A 17,507-nucleotide genomic window follows, 5' to 3' on the forward strand; every position below is an offset into this window, starting at 1 on the left:
CAACGCAAAAAGGCCGCCCTGTCGGGCGGCCTTTCCATCCTGATCTCCGCGGGCCCGAGGGCCGGGGATCACTTGATGATTTTCGACACCACGCCGGCGCCGACCGTGCGGCCGCCTTCGCGGATGGCGAAGCGCAGCTTTTCTTCCATCGCGATCGGGGCGATCAGCTCGACCTCGAACTTCAGGTTGTCGCCCGGCATCACCATTTCCGTGCCTTCCGGCAGCTTCACCGTCCCGGTCACGTCCGTGGTGCGGAAGTAGAACTGCGGGCGGTAGTTGGCGAAGAACGGCGTGTGGCGGCCGCCTTCTTCCTTGGTCAGGATATAGGCCTCGGCTTCGAAGGTGGTGTGCGGGGTCACCGATTTCGGCTTCACCAGAACCTGGCCACGCTCGACGCCGTCACGGTCGATGCCGCGCAGCAGGACGCCGACGTTGTCGCCAGCCTCCCCGCGGTCCAGCAGCTTGCGGAACATTTCCACGCCGGTGCAGGTGGTCTTCTTGGTGTCGCGGATGCCCACGATTTCCAGTTCGTCGCCGACGTTCACCGCGCCGCGCTCGATCCGGCCGGTCACAACCGTGCCGCGGCCCGAGATCGAGAACACGTCTTCGATCGGCAGCAGGAACGGCTGGTCCACGGCGCGCTCGGGCGTCGGGATGTAGTTGTCAACGGCTTCGATCAGCGCCTTGATCGAGTTCTCGCCGATCTCCGGGTCACGGCCTTCCAGCGCCGCCAGAGCCGAGCCCTTGATGATCGGAATGTCGTCGCCGGGATAGTCGTACGAGCTCAGCAGCTCGCGCACTTCCATCTCGACCAGTTCCAGCAGTTCCTCGTCATCCACCTGGTCGACCTTGTTCAGGTAGACGACCATGTAGGGAATGCCGACCTGACGGCCCAGCAGGATGTGCTCGCGCGTCTGCGGCATCGGGCCGTCGGCCGCGTTCACCACCAGGATCGCGCCGTCCATCTGCGCCGCGCCGGTGATCATGTTCTTCACATAGTCGGCGTGGCCGGGGCAGTCCACATGGGCATAGTGACGGGTCGGCGACTCGTATTCCACATGCGCCGTCGAAATGGTGATCCCGCGGGCCTTCTCTTCCGGCGCGCCATCAATCTGGTCATAGGCACGGAATTCGCCGAAATACTTCGTGATCGCCGCCGTCAGCGTCGTCTTGCCGTGGTCAACGTGACCGATCGTCCCGATGTTGACGTGCGGTTTCGTCCGTTCAAACTTAGCTTTTGCCATAAAGGCCTCCATGATCGGGGCAGATGGCGGTCCCGTCCCCGGTTTTCGTATCGGGGGCGGAGATAAATTCAGATTCGGGAAAAATCAAGGGGCGCAGCGGGGGCTGCATTTTATTGGCCGCCCGGAACCGTGTGGGAACCGCGCGCGGCAAAACGCGTTCGCTTTCGGAAGCATGCTGCGCTTTCAGCAAGGCAGATCGCTGGAGGAAGTTGATACCATGAGCTTGATGAAATCCCTCGCCCGTGTCGCGGCTGGCGTCCTGGTCGCCAAAGGCATGAGCACGATGATGAAGAATGCGCGGTCGCCCCAGACCTCAACGGGCGGCACGCCGTCCTCGCGCCGCACCGGCGGCGGCCTTCTGGATCAGATCCTGCAGGGCACCCAGTCGCGCGGCCAATCGGGCACCTCCGGTGGCGGCCTCGGCGACATTCTCGGACAGGTGCTGGGCGGGGGCACCTCTGGCGGCGGCGCGGGCACCGGCCGGCGCTATGGCAGACCCAACTCGACCGGCGCCTCGGGCGGCCTGGGCGGCATATTGGACCAGCTGGGCGGTGCCACGCGCAGCAAGTCGGCAAGCTCCTCAGGCGGGGGCCTCGGCGACCTGTTGGGCGGTCTGCTGGGTGGTGCCGCCGGTGGCGCGGCGGGCGGCGCGCTTGCCCGGCGCGGGTCGCAGGAAAGCAATGACGCCTCGTTCGGCGAGCTGCTGAACGACTCGCTCGTCAGCAAGGGCGAACCCGAGGTCGCGCCGACGCCCGAGCAGAATGCGGTGGCCGGCCTGATGCTGCGCGCGATGATCCAGGCCGCCAAGGCCGACGGAAAGATCGACGAGGCCGAAAAAGAGCGCCTGATGGGCGAGCTGGGCGACCTGGACGACGAGGAACGCCAGTTCATCCGCGAACAGATGGCTGCCCCGGTCGACGCCGCCGCGCTGGCGCGTGACGTGCCCAAAGGGCTGGAACCGCAGGTCTATCTGATGTCGGTCATGGCCATCGATTTCGACAGCCAGGAAGAGGCGCAATATCTGCACAAGCTGGCGCAGGCGCTGGGTCTGCAGCCGCAGGCGATCAACCAGATTCACCAGGAGGTCGGTGTGCAGAACCTGTACAGCTGACTAAAAATTCACCGCCGCCCGGCACTTGGGCGGCGGTGAAATATTGTGCGCGGTTGAATTTTCAGTAATCTTTCGGGTGTAATCCGTTTTGCTGAAAGACCTGCCCTTCCAGAAGACCGTCCATCGTATCAACAACATGCCCTGCCGGGTAAGGAACCTATGGAGCCTATAATGCGCCAGCTTTTCATCGCCAGCCTTCTCGCCGCCGTTCCCCTGCTTGCCCATGCCGATGCCGCCGACGACGCCATCGAGGCGCGCGAGGGCTATATGAAGATGCTGTCGATCAACATGGCCACTCTGGCCGGCACCGCGAAGGGCGAAATTCCCTTTGATCAGGCTGCCGTGACCGCCGCCGCCAGCAATATCGAGGCGCTCAGCAAGTACAACACCGTGCCGGCGCTGTTCATCCCCGGTTCGGGGCCGGCCGACGGCAAGGAGACCGAGGCGCTGCCCGCCGTCTGGGAAAAGCCCGAGGAGTTTGCCGCCAAATACACCGCGTTCCAGACCGCGGCGGCCGGGGCCGGTGAGGCCGTCGCCGGCGGTCAGGATGCGCTTGGGCCGGTGCTGCAAAAGCTGGGCGGCGCCTGCAAGGCCTGTCATGACGACTTCCGCAAGGCAGACTGATTGATGCCTGACCGCCCGCCCGTCCGGGAAATGAAACTGTGGGACCCGCTTCTGCGCGGGTTCCACTGGCTGCTGGCCTTCTTTGTCACCGCAGCATGGCTTTTGGGCAATTACGGCCCGACCAGCATGACCCTGCATTTCTGGTGCGGTTATGCAGTTACCTTCCTGCTGGTCTTCCGGCTGATCTGGGGCTTCGTCGGACCGGAACCGGCGCGCTTTTCCAGCTTCCTGCGCGGTCCAAAGGCGATTTCCGATTATTCCCGCCATTTTTTCCTGCGCGAGCCCAGTTACTGGCCCGGCCACAACCCCTTGGGCGCCTTGTCGGTGATCGCCATGCTCGCGGCGCTGGCAGCGCAGGTGCTGACCGGGATGATGTCGGAATCCGAGAATTTCATCGACGCCGGCCCGCTGGCGAGCTCGGTCAGTGCGGCGACGCGGAAGACGGCGAAAAGTTATCACGATTTCGGCGCCGACCTGATTCTGGTGCTGGTGCTGCTTCATGTGAGCGTTCTGCTGTTCTACCGCTTCTGGAAGCGCGAAGACCTGATCAAATCGATGATTAACGGTCGCAAACAGGTGCGGCGCGACTGATTTGCCTGACGTTTAGGCAGAATCGGGCAAGAGACCGCCGCCGATGCAGCATGGATTTGATCGAATCGGCTAGCCATGACAGTCTGATGACAGGGTGATCGATATTGCGCCCTTTGACGACCTGACGTGCAACAACCACGAAAGGACGACCACATGACGAAAATCTGCGCGGCGCTTGCCGCAGCGGTGCTTACGCTGGCTGTGCTTCCGGCCTCGGCTGAATGCACAGGCAAACCGCATGACCAGACTGCCACGACGGCCCCGCCGACGGAGCCGGTGGTCGTCCCGCCGAAGACCAGCGTCTAGGCAAGCGACCCGCCAAATCGACACGATCTCGGCGGGCATTGCACGGGTATTCGGTCTCTCGGAAGCCCGGAACATGTCAGGGGCGGGTTGAAGCCCGCCCCTTCCGCATCAGTTGAATTTGTTGTCGCGCGGGAAGCCGCGTGGGGCCATGCGGCCCGCCGTCGCCCGCTTGGCGACCCATTCGCTCAAGTCCGGCTCGGTCCGGGTACGGCCGCCGCTTTCCTGCCAGCGCAGCCCTTCGGCCAGGGTGATGCAGGTTGCATCGGCAAGGCCGCCATCCTTGAACTTCTGCAGCCGCACCCCCTTCCCGCGCGCCATTTCCGGCAGCTCGGTCAGCGGGAAGATCAGCATCTTGCGGTTTTCGCCGACGGTCACGACATGGTCACCGGCCACCGGTCGGCACAACAGCGCGTCGCCGTTCAGCACCTGCTTGCCCGACTTGGTCTGCGCCAGGATATCACCGGCGTTCACCACGAACCCGTCCCCTGCCTTCGACGCCAGCAGGTATTTCCCCCCCTCGCGCCAGGGGAACAGGTCGATGATCGCGGCGTCATTGGGCAGGTCGACCATCAGACGCACCGGCTCGCCCAGACCACGCCCGCCGGGCAGTTCATTGGTCGCCAGCGTATAGAAGCGCCCGTTCGAGCCATAGACCATCAGCTTGTCGGTGGTTTCAGCATGGAGCGCCATGAAGGGGCCGTCGCCGTCGCGGAACTTGACCTCGGCATCCAGCGGCTGATGCCCCTTCATCGCCCGGATCCAGCCCATCTTGGACAGGATCACCGTCACCGGCTCACGCTCGATCATGCTGTCCATGTCCAGCGGCTGAACATGGACCGAGGCGGTGATCTCGGTCCGGCGCTGCCCGCCGGGGGCGGATTTGCCGAACTGGCCCCGAACCTCGCGCAACTCGTCGGCGATGCGGGCCCATTGGCGGGTCGGATCGGCCACCAGCGCGGTCAGGCCCTGCTGTTCCTCCAGCAGGTTGTCGCGTTCGGCGCGCAACTCCATCTCCTCCAGCCGGCGCAGGGCGCGCAGGCGCATGTTCAGGATCGCCTCGGCCTGAATCTCGGTCAGACGGACACCGCCGCCCCAATCCTCGGCCATCAGCCCGGCCTTCGGGTCGTCGTCATTGCGGATAATCTCGATCACCCGGTCGAGATTCAGGAACGCAATGATATAGCCTTCCAGCACCTCCAGCCGGGCGGCGATCTTGCCCAGCCGGAAGGTCGAGCGGCGCAGCAGCACATCTCGGCGGTGGTCGAGGAAAGCCTGCAAGACCTTCTTCAGCGAACACACCTCGGGCACGCGCCCGTCGATCAGCACGTTCATGTTCACGCCGAACCGAATTTCCAGATCCGAGACCCGGAACAGCGCCGCCATAAGCTGCGCCGGATCGACGCTGCGGGTCTTGGGCTCCAGCACGATGCGGATATCCTCGGCGGATTCGTCGCGGACATCGGCGAGGATCGGGATCTTCCTGGTCTGGATCAGTTCCGCCAGACGCTCGATCAGCTTGGATTTCTGGACCTGATAGGGAATTTCCGTGACCACGATCTGCCACAACCCGCGGCCGAGATCCTCCTGCACCCAACGGGCGCGCAGCCGGACGCTGCCGCGCCCGGTGCGGTAGACCTCGCGCAGGGTCTCGGCATCCTCGACCAGCACGCCGCCGGTGGGGAAATCGGGCCCCTGGACGAAGTTCAGCAGCGTATCGTCACGCGCGTCGGGCGTCTTGATCAGATGCAGGCAGGCATCGACGACCTCGTGCAGGTTATGGGGCGGCACGTTGGTGGCCATCCCCACCGCGATCCCCGAGGCGCCGTTGCACAGCAGGTTCGGGAAGGCCGCCGGCAGCACCACCGGTTCGGTCAGCGTGCCGTCATAGTTCGGGCGGAACTCGACCGCGTCTTCCGCCAGCCCTTCCATCAGCGCATCACCCGGCTGGCCCAGACGGGCTTCCGTGTAACGCGAGGCGGCGGGGCTGTCGCCGTCGATATTGCCGAAATTCCCCTGCCCGCTGACCAGCGGATAGCGCATGGCGAAATCCTGGGCCAGACGCGCCATTGCGTCATAGATCGCGCTGTCACCATGGGGATGATAATTGCCCATCACGTCGCCGGTGATCTTGGCCGATTTGCGGAAGGGACCGTTCGGCGCCAGTCGCAATTCGCGCATGGCATAAAGGATGCGCCGATGCACCGGCTTCAACCCGTCACGCGCATCGGGCAGCGCCCGGTTCATGATGGTCGACAGCGCATAGGTCAGATAGCGTTCGCCAATGGCGCGCGAAAGCGGCTCGGAGACGAGATTCTCGGGGTCTTCGGGGATCAGATCATCGGACATGCACTGGATTTAGGCCGCGCCCGGGCGCCGGTCCAGTCGGAAATGCGTCGGCGCTGCGAAAGCTGCGGAACGCCGCGCTTGCCGGCTGCGTTACGCTTGCCAATCCCCGCGCAAGGTCGTGTGGGGATGCAGGGGTCGGGTTGGATGTTGAGATTGATCTTGGTGACGGTGCTGGCCATCGGGGCCGTGCTGATGTTCCTGGGCGGCAACGACGGGCGGAAGGCATCAGCCCCCGCAGCGGCAACGCCGCAGCCAGCAGCGGAGCCCGCGCCCGCGGTCGTCCAGCCCACGCCCGACCCGACCGCTGCCGGCGCGCCGGTCATCACCGAAGTCGCCCAGACCCCGGAACGCCGCCGCGATTTTCCGGGGCCGGCGCTGCGCCCCTCGCCGGAATATGCCGGCCAGCAGCCTGCCGAGGATCTGGCCGAGGCGCCGACCAACACCCTGTTCGTCATCGGCAACAGGGTGAATTTCCGCGCCGGACCGACCACCGCAGACGAGGTGGTGGGATCGCTGTCGCGCGGCGATCTTGTGACCGCCATCGGTCCGCGCAGCGGTGACTGGATCGAGATTCGCGACGAACGCGGCCGAACCGGCTTCATGTCGGCGGATTTCCTGTCGGCCGAGCGCCCCTGACCGCCGCTATTTGATCCGCCCGGACTTGACCTCCTGCTGGATGAAGCGGGTCAGGCTCTGCACCTTCGGGCTGCGATGCAGATCGACATGGGTGACCATCCAGATCTGCACTTTCCATTCCGGCGGCGTCAGATCGGGCAGCACCGGCACCATCCCGGGCGGCGCCACGCGGGTCGACAGAAAACCGATGCCGACCCCGCTCTGAATCGCGGCATATTGGGCCGACATCTGCGAGGTGCGCAGGACAAGCGCCGACTGGGGCAGGCGCGCGTGCAGCCATTTCGTGAACGGAGCCAGCGGCGCCGGTTCATTGCCCACGATGAAACGGTGATGAACCAGCTCGTTGACATTGCGCGGCAGGCCGAAGCGTTCGGCATAAGCGGGCGAGGCATAAAGGCCGGGGAAGAAATCCCAGGCCGGTGTCACGATATCGTCGGGCGTGGTCGAACGCGGCCCGGCACGCAAGGCGACATGGGCCTCTCCCAAGCTGAGTTCAAAGTTGCGTGGATCGGCGACATAGACGACCTCGACCTGTGGATATTGCCGCTGGTAGCGCGCGATCATCGGCATGATCGTGAAATCGAGGCTCGGCACGGAGGTCAGGACCAGCCTTCCCGAAATCTGCACCTGGCTATGTTCGATCCGCGCCCTCAGATTCAGCAGCTGCTCGTCGACGGAGCTTGCCGTCCGAAGCAGTTCCTCGCCCGCCTCGGTCGGCGTATAGCCGCGCGAATGCCGTTGGAACAACTTGACCCCCAACTCGGTTTCAAGCGCGTCGATATGGCGGATCACCGAAGAGTGATGCATCCCGAGCTGCTTGGCCGCGCGCGTGATATTGCGCAATTCGGCCACACACCACGCAGTCCGTATCTCAGTCCAGAAATTCAAGCGCATGAGCAACTCAGTTTCGCACAAACCCTGTTCTTTCGCGACCATTCCACAACTCGGGAGTGAACGCTAGTTGCCCTAATGCCCGGCGCAATTGTCGGGGCAACAACGCACCACACAATGGAGACATGCGAAATGACCAACAAATTCGCCATCGCCGCCCTTCTGTCCGTTTTTGCCGTTCCGGCCCTCGCGGAAGGAATGAACTTCGCCAGCAACATCAATCGCGGACGCCAGATGCAGGCCGACCTGCTGGGTCTTGATGCGGCGCGCTTCACGACCAATGAACTGGCCCAGATCGCCGCAGAAGACCCCGGTGACGCCCGCAATGAGCGCATCCGCGTCATCGAGGCCGAAAAAGGCCAAATCACCGTCGCGTTCTGAGCCAGCATGGTTCAGGGCGCGCCCCGGCATGATCACACGCTCCAACCCGGCTATCCCATCCGTGGATAGCCGGGTTTTCCTTTTCGGTCAAAGCGCGTTGACCAGCAGGGTGAAATGCTCGCCCCGCTTTTCGAAATTCGGGTATTGGTCGAAGCTGGCGGCCGCAGGGGCCAGCAACACGGTCTCGCCCGGCTGGGCTTCGGCGCTGGCGCGGGCGACGGCGGCCTCCATGGTGTCGACGACCTCATGCGGGGTTTCGCCCAGCTGCAGCGCGAAATCACGCGCCGAATGGCCGATCAGATAGGCTTTCACCACCTCGCCCAGATGCGGTTGCAGCGCCGCGATGCCACCATCCTTGCCAAGCCCGCCCGCGATCCAGCGGATGCGCGCGAAGGCGTGCAGCGCCTGCTGGGCGGCGTCAACATTGGTGGCTTTGGAGTCGTTGACATAGCGGACGCCGTTCACCTCGCGCACGGTCTGGCTACGGTGGGGCAGCCCCGCGAAGCTGTGGAAAGCAGCCTCGATTTCACGCGGGGCGACGCCCACCGCCCGGCAGGCGGCATAGGCGGCACAGGCATTCTGGTGGTTATGCGCGCCGGGCAGCCCCTGGACCTCGCGCAGGTCGATGGAGGCGACCTGCCGCCCCTTGCGATATTCGTTCAGAAAACCCTTGCGGGCAAAGACCGACCAGCCGAAGCGGTCCAGCTTCTGCCCCGAAGACACACGGATCACCCGGTCATCCTGCGGCCCCTGCCCCATCTGGTTGGCGAGATACTGGCCCTCGACCTCGTCGATGCCGATGACGCAGCGGTCGGGGCCGCCTTCGGCGAACAGCCGGCGCTTGGCGGCGAAATAGCCCCCCGGTCCCCCGTGACGGTCCAGATGGTCGGGCGAGAGGTTGGTGAACACCGCCACATCGGGCGTCAGCGCACGGGCGAGGTCGGTCTGATAGCTGGACAGCTCGATCACCACCACCTCGCCGTCGATGGCCGGGTCGAGCGAGAGAACGCCGGTGCCGATATTGCCGCCCAGTTGGGTCGGACGCCCGACGGATTGCAGGATGTGATGGATCAGCGCCGTGGTGGTCGATTTGCCGTTCGATCCGGTGACGGTAATGACGCGCGGCGTGGTGTCGAATTCCGCCCATTCGGTGGTGGCGAAGCTGCGGAAGAACAGACCGATATCGTTATCGACGGGCACGCCCAGTTCCAGCGCCCTGGCGATCACCGGGTTGGGCTTTGGATAAAGATGCGGAATGCCGGGCGAGGTAATCAGCGCGGACACCCCCTCCCATGCCGTGTCGCGGGTCAGGTCGCGGACCTCCAGCCCGTCGGTCTCGGCCTGTGCACGGGCTTCCTGGCCGTCGTCCCAGACGACGACCTTCGCGCCGCCCTCCAGCAGCGCGGCCGCGGTGGCCTTGCCGGAACGGCCGAGGCCCAGAACGGCGATGGTCTGGCCGGTAACGCCTTGGACGGGGATCATGTCGCTTCTCTTTCCGGGGTCGCCACGGGGGCTGTCCGCCCCCGCACCCCAAGGATATTTGAACCAGAGCGAAAGGTTTAGCGCAATTTCAGCGTCGCGAGGCCAATCAGCGCCAGCACCAGCGCGATGATCCAGAAGCGGATCACGATCTGGCTTTCCTTCCAGCCCTTCTTTTCGAAATGATGGTGGATCGGCGCCATCAGGAAGACACGCTTGCCGGTGCGCTTGAAATAGAGGACCTGGATGATGACGCTCAGCGCCTCGACCACGAACAGGCCGCCGACCACGGCCAGCACGATTTCATGCTTGGTGACCACGGCAATGGCGCCAAGCGCGCCGCCGAGGGCGAGGCTGCCGGTATCGCCCATGAACACCGCCGCCGGGGGGGCGTTATACCACAGAAAGCCCAGGCCCCCGCCGATCAGCGCGGCGACGAAGATCACCAGCTCGTCGGTGCCGGAGACGCGGTGGACGCCAAGGTAATCGGCGAAGGTGGCGTTGCCGACCGCATAGGCGATGATTCCGAAGGTGGCGGCTGCGATCATCACCGGCATGATCGCCAGCCCGTCCAGCCCGTCGGTCAGGTTCACCGCATTGGCGGCGCCGACGATGACGACCATGGCAAAGGGAACGAACAGGATCGAAAGGTTCAGCAGCGCGTCCTTGAAGAACGGAAAGGCCAGCTGGCCGCGCAGGCCCTCGGGGTGCAGATACATCGTCCAGGCGGCGGCGACGAAGGCCAGACCGAAGCCGAGCGCCATGCGAACCCGGCCCGAGACGCCCCTGGTGTTGTGCTTCGAGACCTTGGCATAATCATCCGCGAAGCCGATGGCGGCATAGCCGTAGGTGACCATCAGCACGATCCAGACATAGCCGTTGGACAGCCTCGCCCACAGCAATGTGCCGACCAGCAGCGCCGACAGGATCAGGATGCCGCCCATTGTCGGCGTGCCGGCCTTGACGAAATGGCTTTCGGGGCCGTCATCGCGGATCGGCTGACCGCGCTTCTGCACCCGGCGCAGATATTCGATCAGCGGACGGCCGAAAAAAAAGGCGAAGATCAGCGCCGTGAAGAACGCACCACCAGCGCGGAAGGTGATGTATTTGAACAGGTTGAAGGCACCTTGCCCGCCGGTCAGATCGTAAAGCCAATACAGCATTCGTCACGCCCCCGTTGCGTTGGCCGCGTTCCCGGCCTTGCGCATCGCCTCGACGACGCGGCTGATATACGAGCCCTTGGAGCCCTTGATCAGCACCGTATCGCCGGGCTGGATCATTTCGTCCAGCCGCAGCGCCAGCGCATCGGCGGATTCCGCCCACAGGCCCCGCTTCTCGGGCGGGAGTGCCTGCATCAGGTGCTGCATGCGGGGTCCGGCAGCATGGACGAGATCGATCTTCTCCATCGCCGGATCATCTGCCAGCGCGGCATGAAGCGCGTCTTCCTCGACGCCCAGTTCCAGCATGTCGCCGAGAATCGCCACCCGCCGCTGCCCCTGCAGGCGCGCCAGCGTCCCCAGCCCCGCCCGCATCGAGGAGGGGTTGGCGTTGAAGGCGTCGTCGATCAGCCGGACACTGCCCAGATCCTCGACCGCGCCGCGCCCCTGCGGCGGCAGCCAGTCGGCAAGGTGCTTTGCAGCCTCGATCACGTCGGCCCCAATGGCGCTGACGGTGGCCAGCACGCCCATGGCGTTATTGGCGAAATGCGGCCCGACCGAGCGCAGGGTGAAGTTGATCGGCTTGCCCGACAGCGCGCCGCGCACCCGCAGCAGGTCGCCTTCGGGGGTCGAGGAAATCAGCCGCGCCTCGCCGGCGTCGCCGAAGCTGAGGATCGGGGCGCCGGCATCGTCGGCGGCCTCGCGCAGGATCGGCGTGCTGGGCAGGCTGGTCGGGATGATCGCCGCACCGGCAGGGGTCAGGCCCGTGAAGATCGCCGCCTTCTCGCGCGCGATGCCGTCCAGATCGCCGAACGCCGCCATATGGGCGGGCGCGATGGTGGTAATGAGCGCCGCGTGGGGGCGGGCCATCTTTGCGAGGGGGGCGATCTCACCGGGGTTGCTCATGCCGATTTCGATGATGGCGAAATCGGTGTCGGCGGGCATCCGCGCCAGCGTCAGCGGCACCCCCCAGTGATTGTTGTAGGACGCTTCAGCGGCGTGGATTTTCCCCTGCCCCGCCAGTGCCGAGCGCAGCATTTCCTTGGTCGAGGTCTTGCCGACGGACCCGGTGACACCGACAACCTTCCCCGACATCCGGGCGCGGCCGGCGCGGCCGAGCGCCTCCAGCCCGGTCAGCACATCGTCCACGATCAGCAGCGGGGCGTCGGGGGCGACGCCTTCGGGGACATGACTGACCAAAGCGGCCGCCGCACCTTTTTCCAGCGCCTGGGCGACGAAATCATGGCCGTCACGCGCAGCCTGCAGCGCCACGAACAGATCGCCCGGCTGAAGGCTGCGGGTGTCGATGCTGACCCCGTTCGCCTGCCAGTCGCGCGTCACCCGGCCGCCGGTGGCGGCGGCGGCATCTTCCGAAGTCCAGAGCGCCATCAGATTTTCCCGTCCAGAGCAGCCACCGCGACCGAGGCCTGCTCGGCATCGTCAAACGGGAACACATCGGCACCGATGATCTGCCCGGTTTCGTGACCTTTCCCCGCGATCAGCAGCGCATCGCCCGGCTGCAGGGCGTCGACGCCGCGCAGAATCGCCTCGGCCCGGTCGCCCACTTCGATGGCGTCGGGACCGGCGCCGGCCATGACCTCGGCACGAATGGCGGCCGGGTTCTCGGTCCGGGGGTTGTCGTCGGTGATGAAGACCACATCGGCGAAGTCGCGCGCCGCCTGCCCCATCAGCGGGCGCTTGCCGCGGTCACGGTCGCCGCCCGCGCCCAGCACGACGATGATGCGGCCCATGACATGCGGACGCAAGCTTTGCAGCGCCGCGATCACCGCGCCGGGCTTGTGGGCATAGTCGACGAAGACCGCCGCCCCATTGTCGCGCTGCGCGACCAGCTGCATCCGGCCGCGCACCGTTTCAAGGCTGCGCAGACTGGCAAGAACCGCCGCCGCGTCGTCGCCCGAGGCGATGGCTAGACCCGCCGCCGCCAGCACGTTTTCGGCCTGAAAACCGCCGATCAGGTTCAGCCGCACCAGATGGGTCTGACCCTTGTAACTGAAGCGCAGTTCTTGCCCGGTGGCGTCATAACGCTGGCCGAGGATGCGAAAATCATTGTCCTCAGCCCGTCCGATGGTGGTCAGGACCAATTCGCGCTCGCGGGCGATGTCGGCCATCTGACGGCCGCGTTCGCTGTCGACATTGATGACCGCCCCGTCGCCCGGATCGAGGATATGGTTGAACAGCAGCGCCTTGGCGGCAAAATATTCGTCAAAGCCCGCGTGGTAATCCAGATGGTCCTGGCTGAAATTCGTGAAGGCCCCGGCCATCACCCGCACCCCGTCCAGACGCCGCTGGTCGAGCCCGTGACTGGAGGCCTCCATCGCCACATTGGTGACACCGGCCTCGGCGGCGGCGGCGAGAATGCGGTGCAGCGTCACCGGCTCGGGGGTGGTATGGGCCAGCTTCGCCTCGTAATCGCCCTGCACGCCCATGGTGCCGAGGCTGATCGCCTTCAGCCCCAGCGACTGCCAGATCTGCCGGGTGAAATTCGCCACCGAGGTCTTGCCCGAGGTGCCAGTCACCGCCACGACCTTTTCAGGCTGACGCCCGAACCACAGCGCGGCCGCCCCCGCCAGCACCTGCCTTGGGTCCTCGGCCACCACCAGCGCGCCATCCCAGCCGCGCAGGTCATCCGCGGCGACCGCGGCGCCTGCGGCATCGGTCAGCACCGCCGCCGCACCCTGGCGCAGCGCATAGGGGATGAACTCGCCGCCATGAATCGCGGAACCCGGCAGAGCCGCGAACAGATGGCCCGGACGGACCGTCCGGCTGTCGACCGACAGGCCGGTAATCTCCGGGTCGCGCCCGCCAAATGCGTTCAACCCCAGTTGGGACAGCCGCTTTACGCCCTCGGTCATGCTTACTCCGTCAGTCGTTTGCGGCGACCTTTAGCTTGGTTTGTGGGGGCGCTTCAATGTCGGGCAGCGGTTTCACGCCAACCGGGCGCAGGCCCAGGATCGGCCCCAGCCGGCTGATGACCTCGGCCGCGACCGGCACGGCGGTCAGGCCCGCGACGCGGCTTTCGCCCCCGCCAAGGCTGGCGGTGGGTTCGTCCAGAGTGACCACCAGCACATATTTCGGATCCTCATAGGGGAAGACCGAGGCGAAGTTGGCCACCACCTTGTTCTGGTAATAGCCGCCGCCCGGACGCGGCTTGTCGGCGGTGCCGGTCTTGCCGGCGATTTCATAGCCCTCGACATTGCCCGACCGCGCGGTGCCGCGCACCACGACCTCGCGCAGCATCGCCAGCGCCAGCTTGGCCGCTTGCTCGGACACGACCCGCTCGCCTTCCGGGCGCTTCTTGTCGTGAACCAGCGTCGGCGTCACCTTGCGGCCCCCATTGGCGATGGTGGCATAAGCCGCGGCCAGATGCAGCGGACTGGCCGCCAAACCATGACCAAAGCTGACCGTCGCCGCCGTCACGGCAGGCCAACGCGACGGCACGATGGGCTTGCCGGTCGGGGCCTCGACCATCTCGACGGTCGTCGGCGCGAAGAAGCCGAGCTTTTCCAGAAACGCCTTCTGACGTTCGACCCCGATCATCTGCGCGATCCGAACCGTGCCTACGTTCGAGGATTTCACGATGATGTCGGCCACCGACAGGCTGGGGCCGTAATTGTGGTAATCCTTGATGCTGTATTTGCCGATCTTCATCGGGCTGGTCGAGTTGATATGCGTGTTCGGGTTGACCAGCTTCAGGTCCATCGCCTGCGCGACCGGGAAGATCTTGAAGGTCGAACCCAGTTCATACTGCCCCTGGACCACCCGGTTGAACAGCGGGCTGTCGGACGGATCGCCCTTCAGCGCCGGTTTCGGGCGGTCATTGGGGTCGAAATCGGGCAGGCTGGCCATGGCCAGGATCTCGCCGGTCTCGATCTCCATCAATACGCCTGCCGCCCCCTTGGCGTTCATGCGGCGCATGCCGGCGGACAGCACCTCCTCCATCGCGGATTGGGCAGGCAAATCCAGCGAGAGGGTCAGCGGCGCGCCTTCATTCGCAGGATTGCGCAGCCAGCCGTCAAAGGCCTTTTCGACGCCCGCGGTGCCGATCACCTCGGCGCTGTTCACGCCCTCGGCACCGAAGGCCGACCCGCCGAGGATGTGGCTGGCGATCCGCCCATTGGGATAAAGCCGCATCTCGCGCGGGCCGAACAGCAGGCCGGGTTCGCCGATATCGTGAACCGCCTGCATCTGCTCGGGGCTGATCTTCTTCTTCACCCACAGGAATTTCCGCTTCGGATCGGTGAAATCCTTGACCAGCCGCTCGCGGTCCAGATCGGGGAAGATGCGCGACAGCGCCTCGGCGGCGCGGCGGCCGTCGACCATCTGGTTGGGCTGGGCGTAAAGGCTGTGGGTCAGCATGTTGGTGGCCAGCACCCGGCCGTTGCGGTCGGTGATGTCGGCGCGCTGGCTGATGATCTGCGTGCCCGTCGCCTGTGCGCGCGGCTCGGCCGGGTCCGAGGCCGCGAGCGCCCCCATGCGGAAGCCCACCAGCGAAAAGGCCGCGAGGAACCCCAGCGCCATGAAGACCAGTCGGCCCTCCGCGCGTTTGCGGGCACGATCCTGGATCTGGGCGTGTCGTTCGGCGCGGTTCTCGGCCTCGATCGCGTCGGGGTCCTGCCCGGTTTCACGGGCACGAAGGATGCGGGCCAACGGGCGCAGCGGCTTGCGGATCATTGCGAGGACTCCTGTTCGGAAGGCGTCGGGTCGTCATCGGTGATCGCGCCCTCGGTCGGGGGCACGAAATCGTCGGGGCGGCGCGGCGGATATTTCACCGGCGGCGGCGGATAGTCGATCTTCGAGGTATCGACGAACTGGCTGGAGGTGATCGGCTGCAGATTCAGCTTGTCGGCATTCAGCTGCACCAGTTCGCGCAACCGTTCCGGTCGGTTCAGATAGGCCCATTCGGCGCGCAGTACGACCAATTGCTCGCGCAGGTTGGCGATGTCGTTCTGGACCCGCTCCATCTCGTTCAGGGCGTCCTGCGTGCGGTAATTCTCGCGGTAGGCCCAGAAGGCCAGCCCCATCACCACCATAGCGATCCCAAGGAAAAAGAGCGACCTCATCGCCGACCGCCTTTCACCGGCAGGCGCGGCAGGGCCAGAACGCCTTCGTCCAGGTCGCGCGCGGGCGCCTCGGTGCGGATGCCCACGCGCAGGAAGGCGCTGCGCGACCGCGGGTTCGCCGCCAGTTCGGCATCGTCGGCCCCGATGGCGCGGCGGTGCGGCATGGTGAAGGTGGGCGCATCGACATGACCCGCCGGCGCATGGCGCGACCCCCCGCCCGCCGTGGCCGAGCGGCTTTGCAGGAAGCGCTTGACCACCCGGTCCTCCAGCGAATGAAAGCTGACCACCGCCAGCTTGCCGCCCGGCTTCAATGCCCGCTCGGCGGCCGCCAGCCCCTCGGCCAACTGGCCGAATTCATCGTTCACCCAGATGCGGATGGCTTGAAAGCTGCGCGTCGCGGGATGGCTCTGGCCCGGCTTCGGACGCGGCAACTGGCTGGAAATCACCTCGGCCAGCTGGGCCGTGGTCTGCAGCGGACGCGCGGCGACAATCGCTTTGGCGATCCGGCGCGAGGCGCGCTCCTCACCGTAATGATACAGAACATCGGCGATCTGCGATTCCTCGGCGGTGTTCAGCAGATCGGCGGCACTGGGGCCATCCGCGCCCATACGCATGTCCAGCGGTCCATCCCGCAGAAAGGAAAACCCGCGCTCGGCCTGATCGAGCTGCATGGAGCTGACGCCGAGGTCCAGCACCACCCCGTCAACGGGACCGCCCGCCAGCCGTTCCAGATCAGAAAACGTGCCGGGCGCAAGCACCAGGCGGTCACCGTAATCGCCGGCCCAGCTTGCGGCCATGTCGAAAACGCTGGGATCGCGGTCGATGCCGATCACCTTCTCCGCACCCGCGTCCAGCAGCCGACGCGTATAGCCGCCCGCACCGAAGGTGCCGTCAACCCAGATGCCCCCGATGGGCGCCACCGCCCGGATCAGCGGGTCGATCAGGACGGGAACATGGGGATCCTTGACAGTGTCAGCGGGGGCCATGGCCTAACCCTCGCGCGGTTCTTGGTCGGCGGCGGCGTTCAGGAAGCTGCGCGGATCGAAATCATCCGGGAACTGCGCCATGAAATTCTGCAGCGACCCGCTGGATTCGGAATAATTCGCCGGGCTCCAGACTTCGATGAAATCGCCCTTCGAGGTGAAGAAGGCGCCGTCATCCAGCCCGATCTTGTCACGCAGCTTCTGCGGCAGGACCAGACGGCCATCGGTGTCGATCTCGGCCTCGGTGGCCATTCCGTTCATCAGCGTTTCCAGCCAGATCCGCTCCTGCGAGCCGCGCGGCAGCTGGTCGATTTCATCGTCGATGCGTTCGGCGGCCTCGACGGTATAGAATTCAAGCTTTTTCCAGTGTTCGGGGCCGTAGACGACGATCATGCGCGTCCGGTCCGAGGGCTTCCAGTCAGGATCGCCGGCTTCGAAGATACGGCGAAACCGGGCCGGGATCGACATGCGACCCTTGCCGTCCACCTTGACCTCTTCCGAGCCTCTGAACTTGCGCGCCACCGGCCCGCCTCTCCTTCGATCCTGTCCTTCTTTTCCGGGGACCCGGAAAAGAAAGGCGGACCGGGCCGCTGCCACCGCCCGATCCGCCGCCCTCGTTCCCATTGCTGGGGCCCGCATCGTTGGCGGGCTGGTCCCTGGTGCCACCTTGGGGGAGG

Annotated in this window: 17 protein-coding genes; 6 read left to right on the top strand and 11 right to left on the bottom strand. The window is 65.5% G+C overall.

The window, feature by feature from the left end:
• Positions 1-68: 68 nt before the first annotated feature.
• Positions 69-1,244, bottom strand: coding sequence for an elongation factor Tu (tuf, locus tag H1S04_RS14465; protein WP_181745627.1), 1,176 nt, complete (start codon positions 1,242-1,244; stop codon positions 69-71).
• A 217-nt stretch (positions 1,245-1,461) separates the two neighbouring features.
• Between tuf and H1S04_RS14470 the strand changes: the two genes are divergently transcribed.
• From H1S04_RS14470 to H1S04_RS14485, 4 genes are all read left to right on the top strand, one after another.
• Positions 1,462-2,355 carry a DUF533 domain-containing protein gene (locus H1S04_RS14470; RefSeq protein WP_181746247.1) on the top strand — a complete coding sequence of 298 codons (894 nt, stop codon included), beginning with the start codon at positions 1,462-1,464 and terminating at the stop codon, positions 2,353-2,355.
• Between the two features lie 171 nt (positions 2,356-2,526).
• Entirely contained in the window at positions 2,527-2,979 is a 453-nt protein-coding gene (locus tag H1S04_RS14475; protein ID WP_181746248.1) for a cytochrome c, read from the top strand.
• A gap of 30 nt (positions 2,980-3,009) precedes the next feature.
• Positions 3,010-3,570: a cytochrome b/b6 domain-containing protein gene (locus H1S04_RS14480; protein ID WP_255435638.1), complete on the top strand. Its 561-nt coding sequence runs from the start codon at positions 3,010-3,012 to the stop codon at positions 3,568-3,570.
• Positions 3,571-3,723: 153 nt separating this feature from the next.
• A complete protein-coding gene (locus H1S04_RS14485; protein ID WP_181746250.1) occupies positions 3,724-3,876 on the top strand; it encodes a hypothetical protein in 153 nt (50 codons plus the stop codon).
• A 108-nt stretch (positions 3,877-3,984) separates the two neighbouring features.
• Here H1S04_RS14485 and parC read toward each other — a convergent pair whose 3' ends face one another.
• Positions 3,985-6,222: a DNA topoisomerase IV subunit A gene (gene parC / locus H1S04_RS14490; protein ID WP_181746251.1), complete on the bottom strand. Its 2,238-nt coding sequence runs from the start codon at positions 6,220-6,222 to the stop codon at positions 3,985-3,987.
• Positions 6,223-6,366: 144 nt separating this feature from the next.
• Here parC and H1S04_RS14495 point away from each other — a divergent pair, with 144 nt between their 5' ends.
• Positions 6,367-6,858 (top strand): SH3 domain-containing protein, encoded by a 492-nt coding sequence (locus tag H1S04_RS14495; RefSeq protein WP_181746252.1) that lies wholly within the window; start codon positions 6,367-6,369, stop codon positions 6,856-6,858.
• A gap of 6 nt (positions 6,859-6,864) precedes the next feature.
• On the opposite strand, the gene H1S04_RS14500 is transcribed toward H1S04_RS14495, so the two are convergent.
• Complete coding sequence (locus H1S04_RS14500; protein ID WP_367275776.1) at positions 6,865-7,794, bottom strand: LysR family transcriptional regulator; 930 nt, start codon at positions 7,792-7,794, stop codon at positions 6,865-6,867.
• Positions 7,795-7,827: 33 nt separating this feature from the next.
• On the opposite strand from H1S04_RS14500, the gene H1S04_RS14505 reads away from it, so the two are divergent.
• A complete protein-coding gene (locus H1S04_RS14505) occupies positions 7,828-8,130 on the top strand; it encodes a hypothetical protein (RefSeq protein WP_181746254.1) in 303 nt (100 codons plus the stop codon).
• A gap of 87 nt (positions 8,131-8,217) precedes the next feature.
• Here the strand turns inward: H1S04_RS14505 and murD are convergent, their stop codons facing one another.
• From murD to mraZ, 8 genes are all read right to left on the bottom strand, one after another.
• A complete protein-coding gene (murD, locus tag H1S04_RS14510; protein ID WP_181746255.1) occupies positions 8,218-9,612 on the bottom strand; it encodes a UDP-N-acetylmuramoyl-L-alanine--D-glutamate ligase in 1,395 nt (464 codons plus the stop codon).
• A 77-nt stretch (positions 9,613-9,689) separates the two neighbouring features.
• The gene (mraY, locus tag H1S04_RS14515; protein ID WP_181746256.1) at positions 9,690-10,772 is read right to left on the bottom strand and encodes a phospho-N-acetylmuramoyl-pentapeptide-transferase; all 1,083 of its coding nucleotides are present in this window, start codon (positions 10,770-10,772) and stop codon (positions 9,690-9,692) included.
• A 3-nt stretch (positions 10,773-10,775) separates the two neighbouring features.
• Positions 10,776-12,155, bottom strand: a complete 1,380-nt coding sequence (gene murF, locus H1S04_RS14520) for a UDP-N-acetylmuramoyl-tripeptide--D-alanyl-D-alanine ligase (protein WP_181746257.1) — start codon at positions 12,153-12,155, stop codon at positions 10,776-10,778.
• Positions 12,155-13,639 carry a UDP-N-acetylmuramoyl-L-alanyl-D-glutamate--2,6-diaminopimelate ligase gene (locus H1S04_RS14525; protein ID WP_181746258.1) on the bottom strand — a complete coding sequence of 495 codons (1,485 nt, stop codon included), beginning with the start codon at positions 13,637-13,639 and terminating at the stop codon, positions 12,155-12,157. Before H1S04_RS14525 ends, murF begins: the two co-directional genes overlap by 1 nt.
• A 10-nt stretch (positions 13,640-13,649) precedes the next feature.
• Complete coding sequence (locus tag H1S04_RS14530; RefSeq protein WP_181746259.1) at positions 13,650-15,458, bottom strand: penicillin-binding protein 2; 1,809 nt, start codon at positions 15,456-15,458, stop codon at positions 13,650-13,652.
• On the bottom strand, positions 15,455-15,847 hold the full coding sequence (locus H1S04_RS14535) for a cell division protein FtsL (RefSeq protein WP_181746260.1): 393 nt from the start codon (positions 15,845-15,847) through the stop codon (positions 15,455-15,457). Before H1S04_RS14535 ends, H1S04_RS14530 begins: the two co-directional genes overlap by 4 nt.
• Entirely contained in the window at positions 15,844-16,833 is a 990-nt protein-coding gene (rsmH, locus tag H1S04_RS14540; RefSeq protein ID WP_181746261.1) for a 16S rRNA (cytosine(1402)-N(4))-methyltransferase RsmH, read from the bottom strand. The genes H1S04_RS14535 and rsmH overlap by 4 nt, the downstream gene beginning before the upstream one ends.
• A gap of 3 nt (positions 16,834-16,836) precedes the next feature.
• Entirely contained in the window at positions 16,837-17,352 is a 516-nt protein-coding gene (gene mraZ / locus H1S04_RS14545; RefSeq protein WP_181746262.1) for a division/cell wall cluster transcriptional repressor MraZ, read from the bottom strand.
• Positions 17,353-17,507: the final 155 nt, after the last annotated feature.

The sequence above is a fragment of the Paracoccus sp. S1E-3 genome (assembly GCF_013868135.1).
Taxonomy (GTDB): Bacteria; Pseudomonadota; Alphaproteobacteria; order Rhodobacterales; family Rhodobacteraceae; genus Paracoccus.

What these genes read in the sequence shown, in the direction of transcription:
- tuf (WP_181745627.1), bottom strand. Translation starts at nt 1,244, where the DNA reads ATGGCAAAAGCTAAGTTTGAACGGACGAAACCGCACGTCAACATCGGG.
- H1S04_RS14470 (WP_181746247.1), top strand. Translation starts at nt 1,462, where the DNA reads ATGAGCTTGATGAAATCCCTCGCCCGTGTCGCGGCTGGCGTCCTGGTC.
- H1S04_RS14475 (WP_181746248.1), top strand. Translation starts at nt 2,527, where the DNA reads ATGCGCCAGCTTTTCATCGCCAGCCTTCTCGCCGCCGTTCCCCTGCTT.
- H1S04_RS14480 (WP_255435638.1), top strand. Translation starts at nt 3,010, where the DNA reads ATGAAACTGTGGGACCCGCTTCTGCGCGGGTTCCACTGGCTGCTGGCC.
- H1S04_RS14485 (WP_181746250.1), top strand. Translation starts at nt 3,724, where the DNA reads ATGACGAAAATCTGCGCGGCGCTTGCCGCAGCGGTGCTTACGCTGGCT.
- parC (WP_181746251.1), bottom strand. Translation starts at nt 6,222, where the DNA reads ATGTCCGATGATCTGATCCCCGAAGACCCCGAGAATCTCGTCTCCGAG.
- H1S04_RS14495 (WP_181746252.1), top strand. Translation starts at nt 6,367, where the DNA reads ATGTTGAGATTGATCTTGGTGACGGTGCTGGCCATCGGGGCCGTGCTG.
- H1S04_RS14500 (WP_367275776.1), bottom strand. Translation starts at nt 7,794, where the DNA reads ATGGTCGCGAAAGAACAGGGTTTGTGCGAAACTGAGTTGCTCATGCGC.
- H1S04_RS14505 (WP_181746254.1), top strand. Translation starts at nt 7,828, where the DNA reads ATGCCCGGCGCAATTGTCGGGGCAACAACGCACCACACAATGGAGACA.
- murD (WP_181746255.1), bottom strand. Translation starts at nt 9,612, where the DNA reads ATGATCCCCGTCCAAGGCGTTACCGGCCAGACCATCGCCGTTCTGGGC.
- mraY (WP_181746256.1), bottom strand. Translation starts at nt 10,772, where the DNA reads ATGCTGTATTGGCTTTACGATCTGACCGGCGGGCAAGGTGCCTTCAAC.
- murF (WP_181746257.1), bottom strand. Translation starts at nt 12,155, where the DNA reads ATGGCGCTCTGGACTTCGGAAGATGCCGCCGCCGCCACCGGCGGCCGG.
- H1S04_RS14525 (WP_181746258.1), bottom strand. Translation starts at nt 13,639, where the DNA reads ATGACCGAGGGCGTAAAGCGGCTGTCCCAACTGGGGTTGAACGCATTT.
- H1S04_RS14530 (WP_181746259.1), bottom strand. Translation starts at nt 15,458, where the DNA reads ATGATCCGCAAGCCGCTGCGCCCGTTGGCCCGCATCCTTCGTGCCCGT.
- H1S04_RS14535 (WP_181746260.1), bottom strand. Translation starts at nt 15,847, where the DNA reads ATGAGGTCGCTCTTTTTCCTTGGGATCGCTATGGTGGTGATGGGGCTG.
- rsmH (WP_181746261.1), bottom strand. Translation starts at nt 16,833, where the DNA reads ATGGCCCCCGCTGACACTGTCAAGGATCCCCATGTTCCCGTCCTGATC.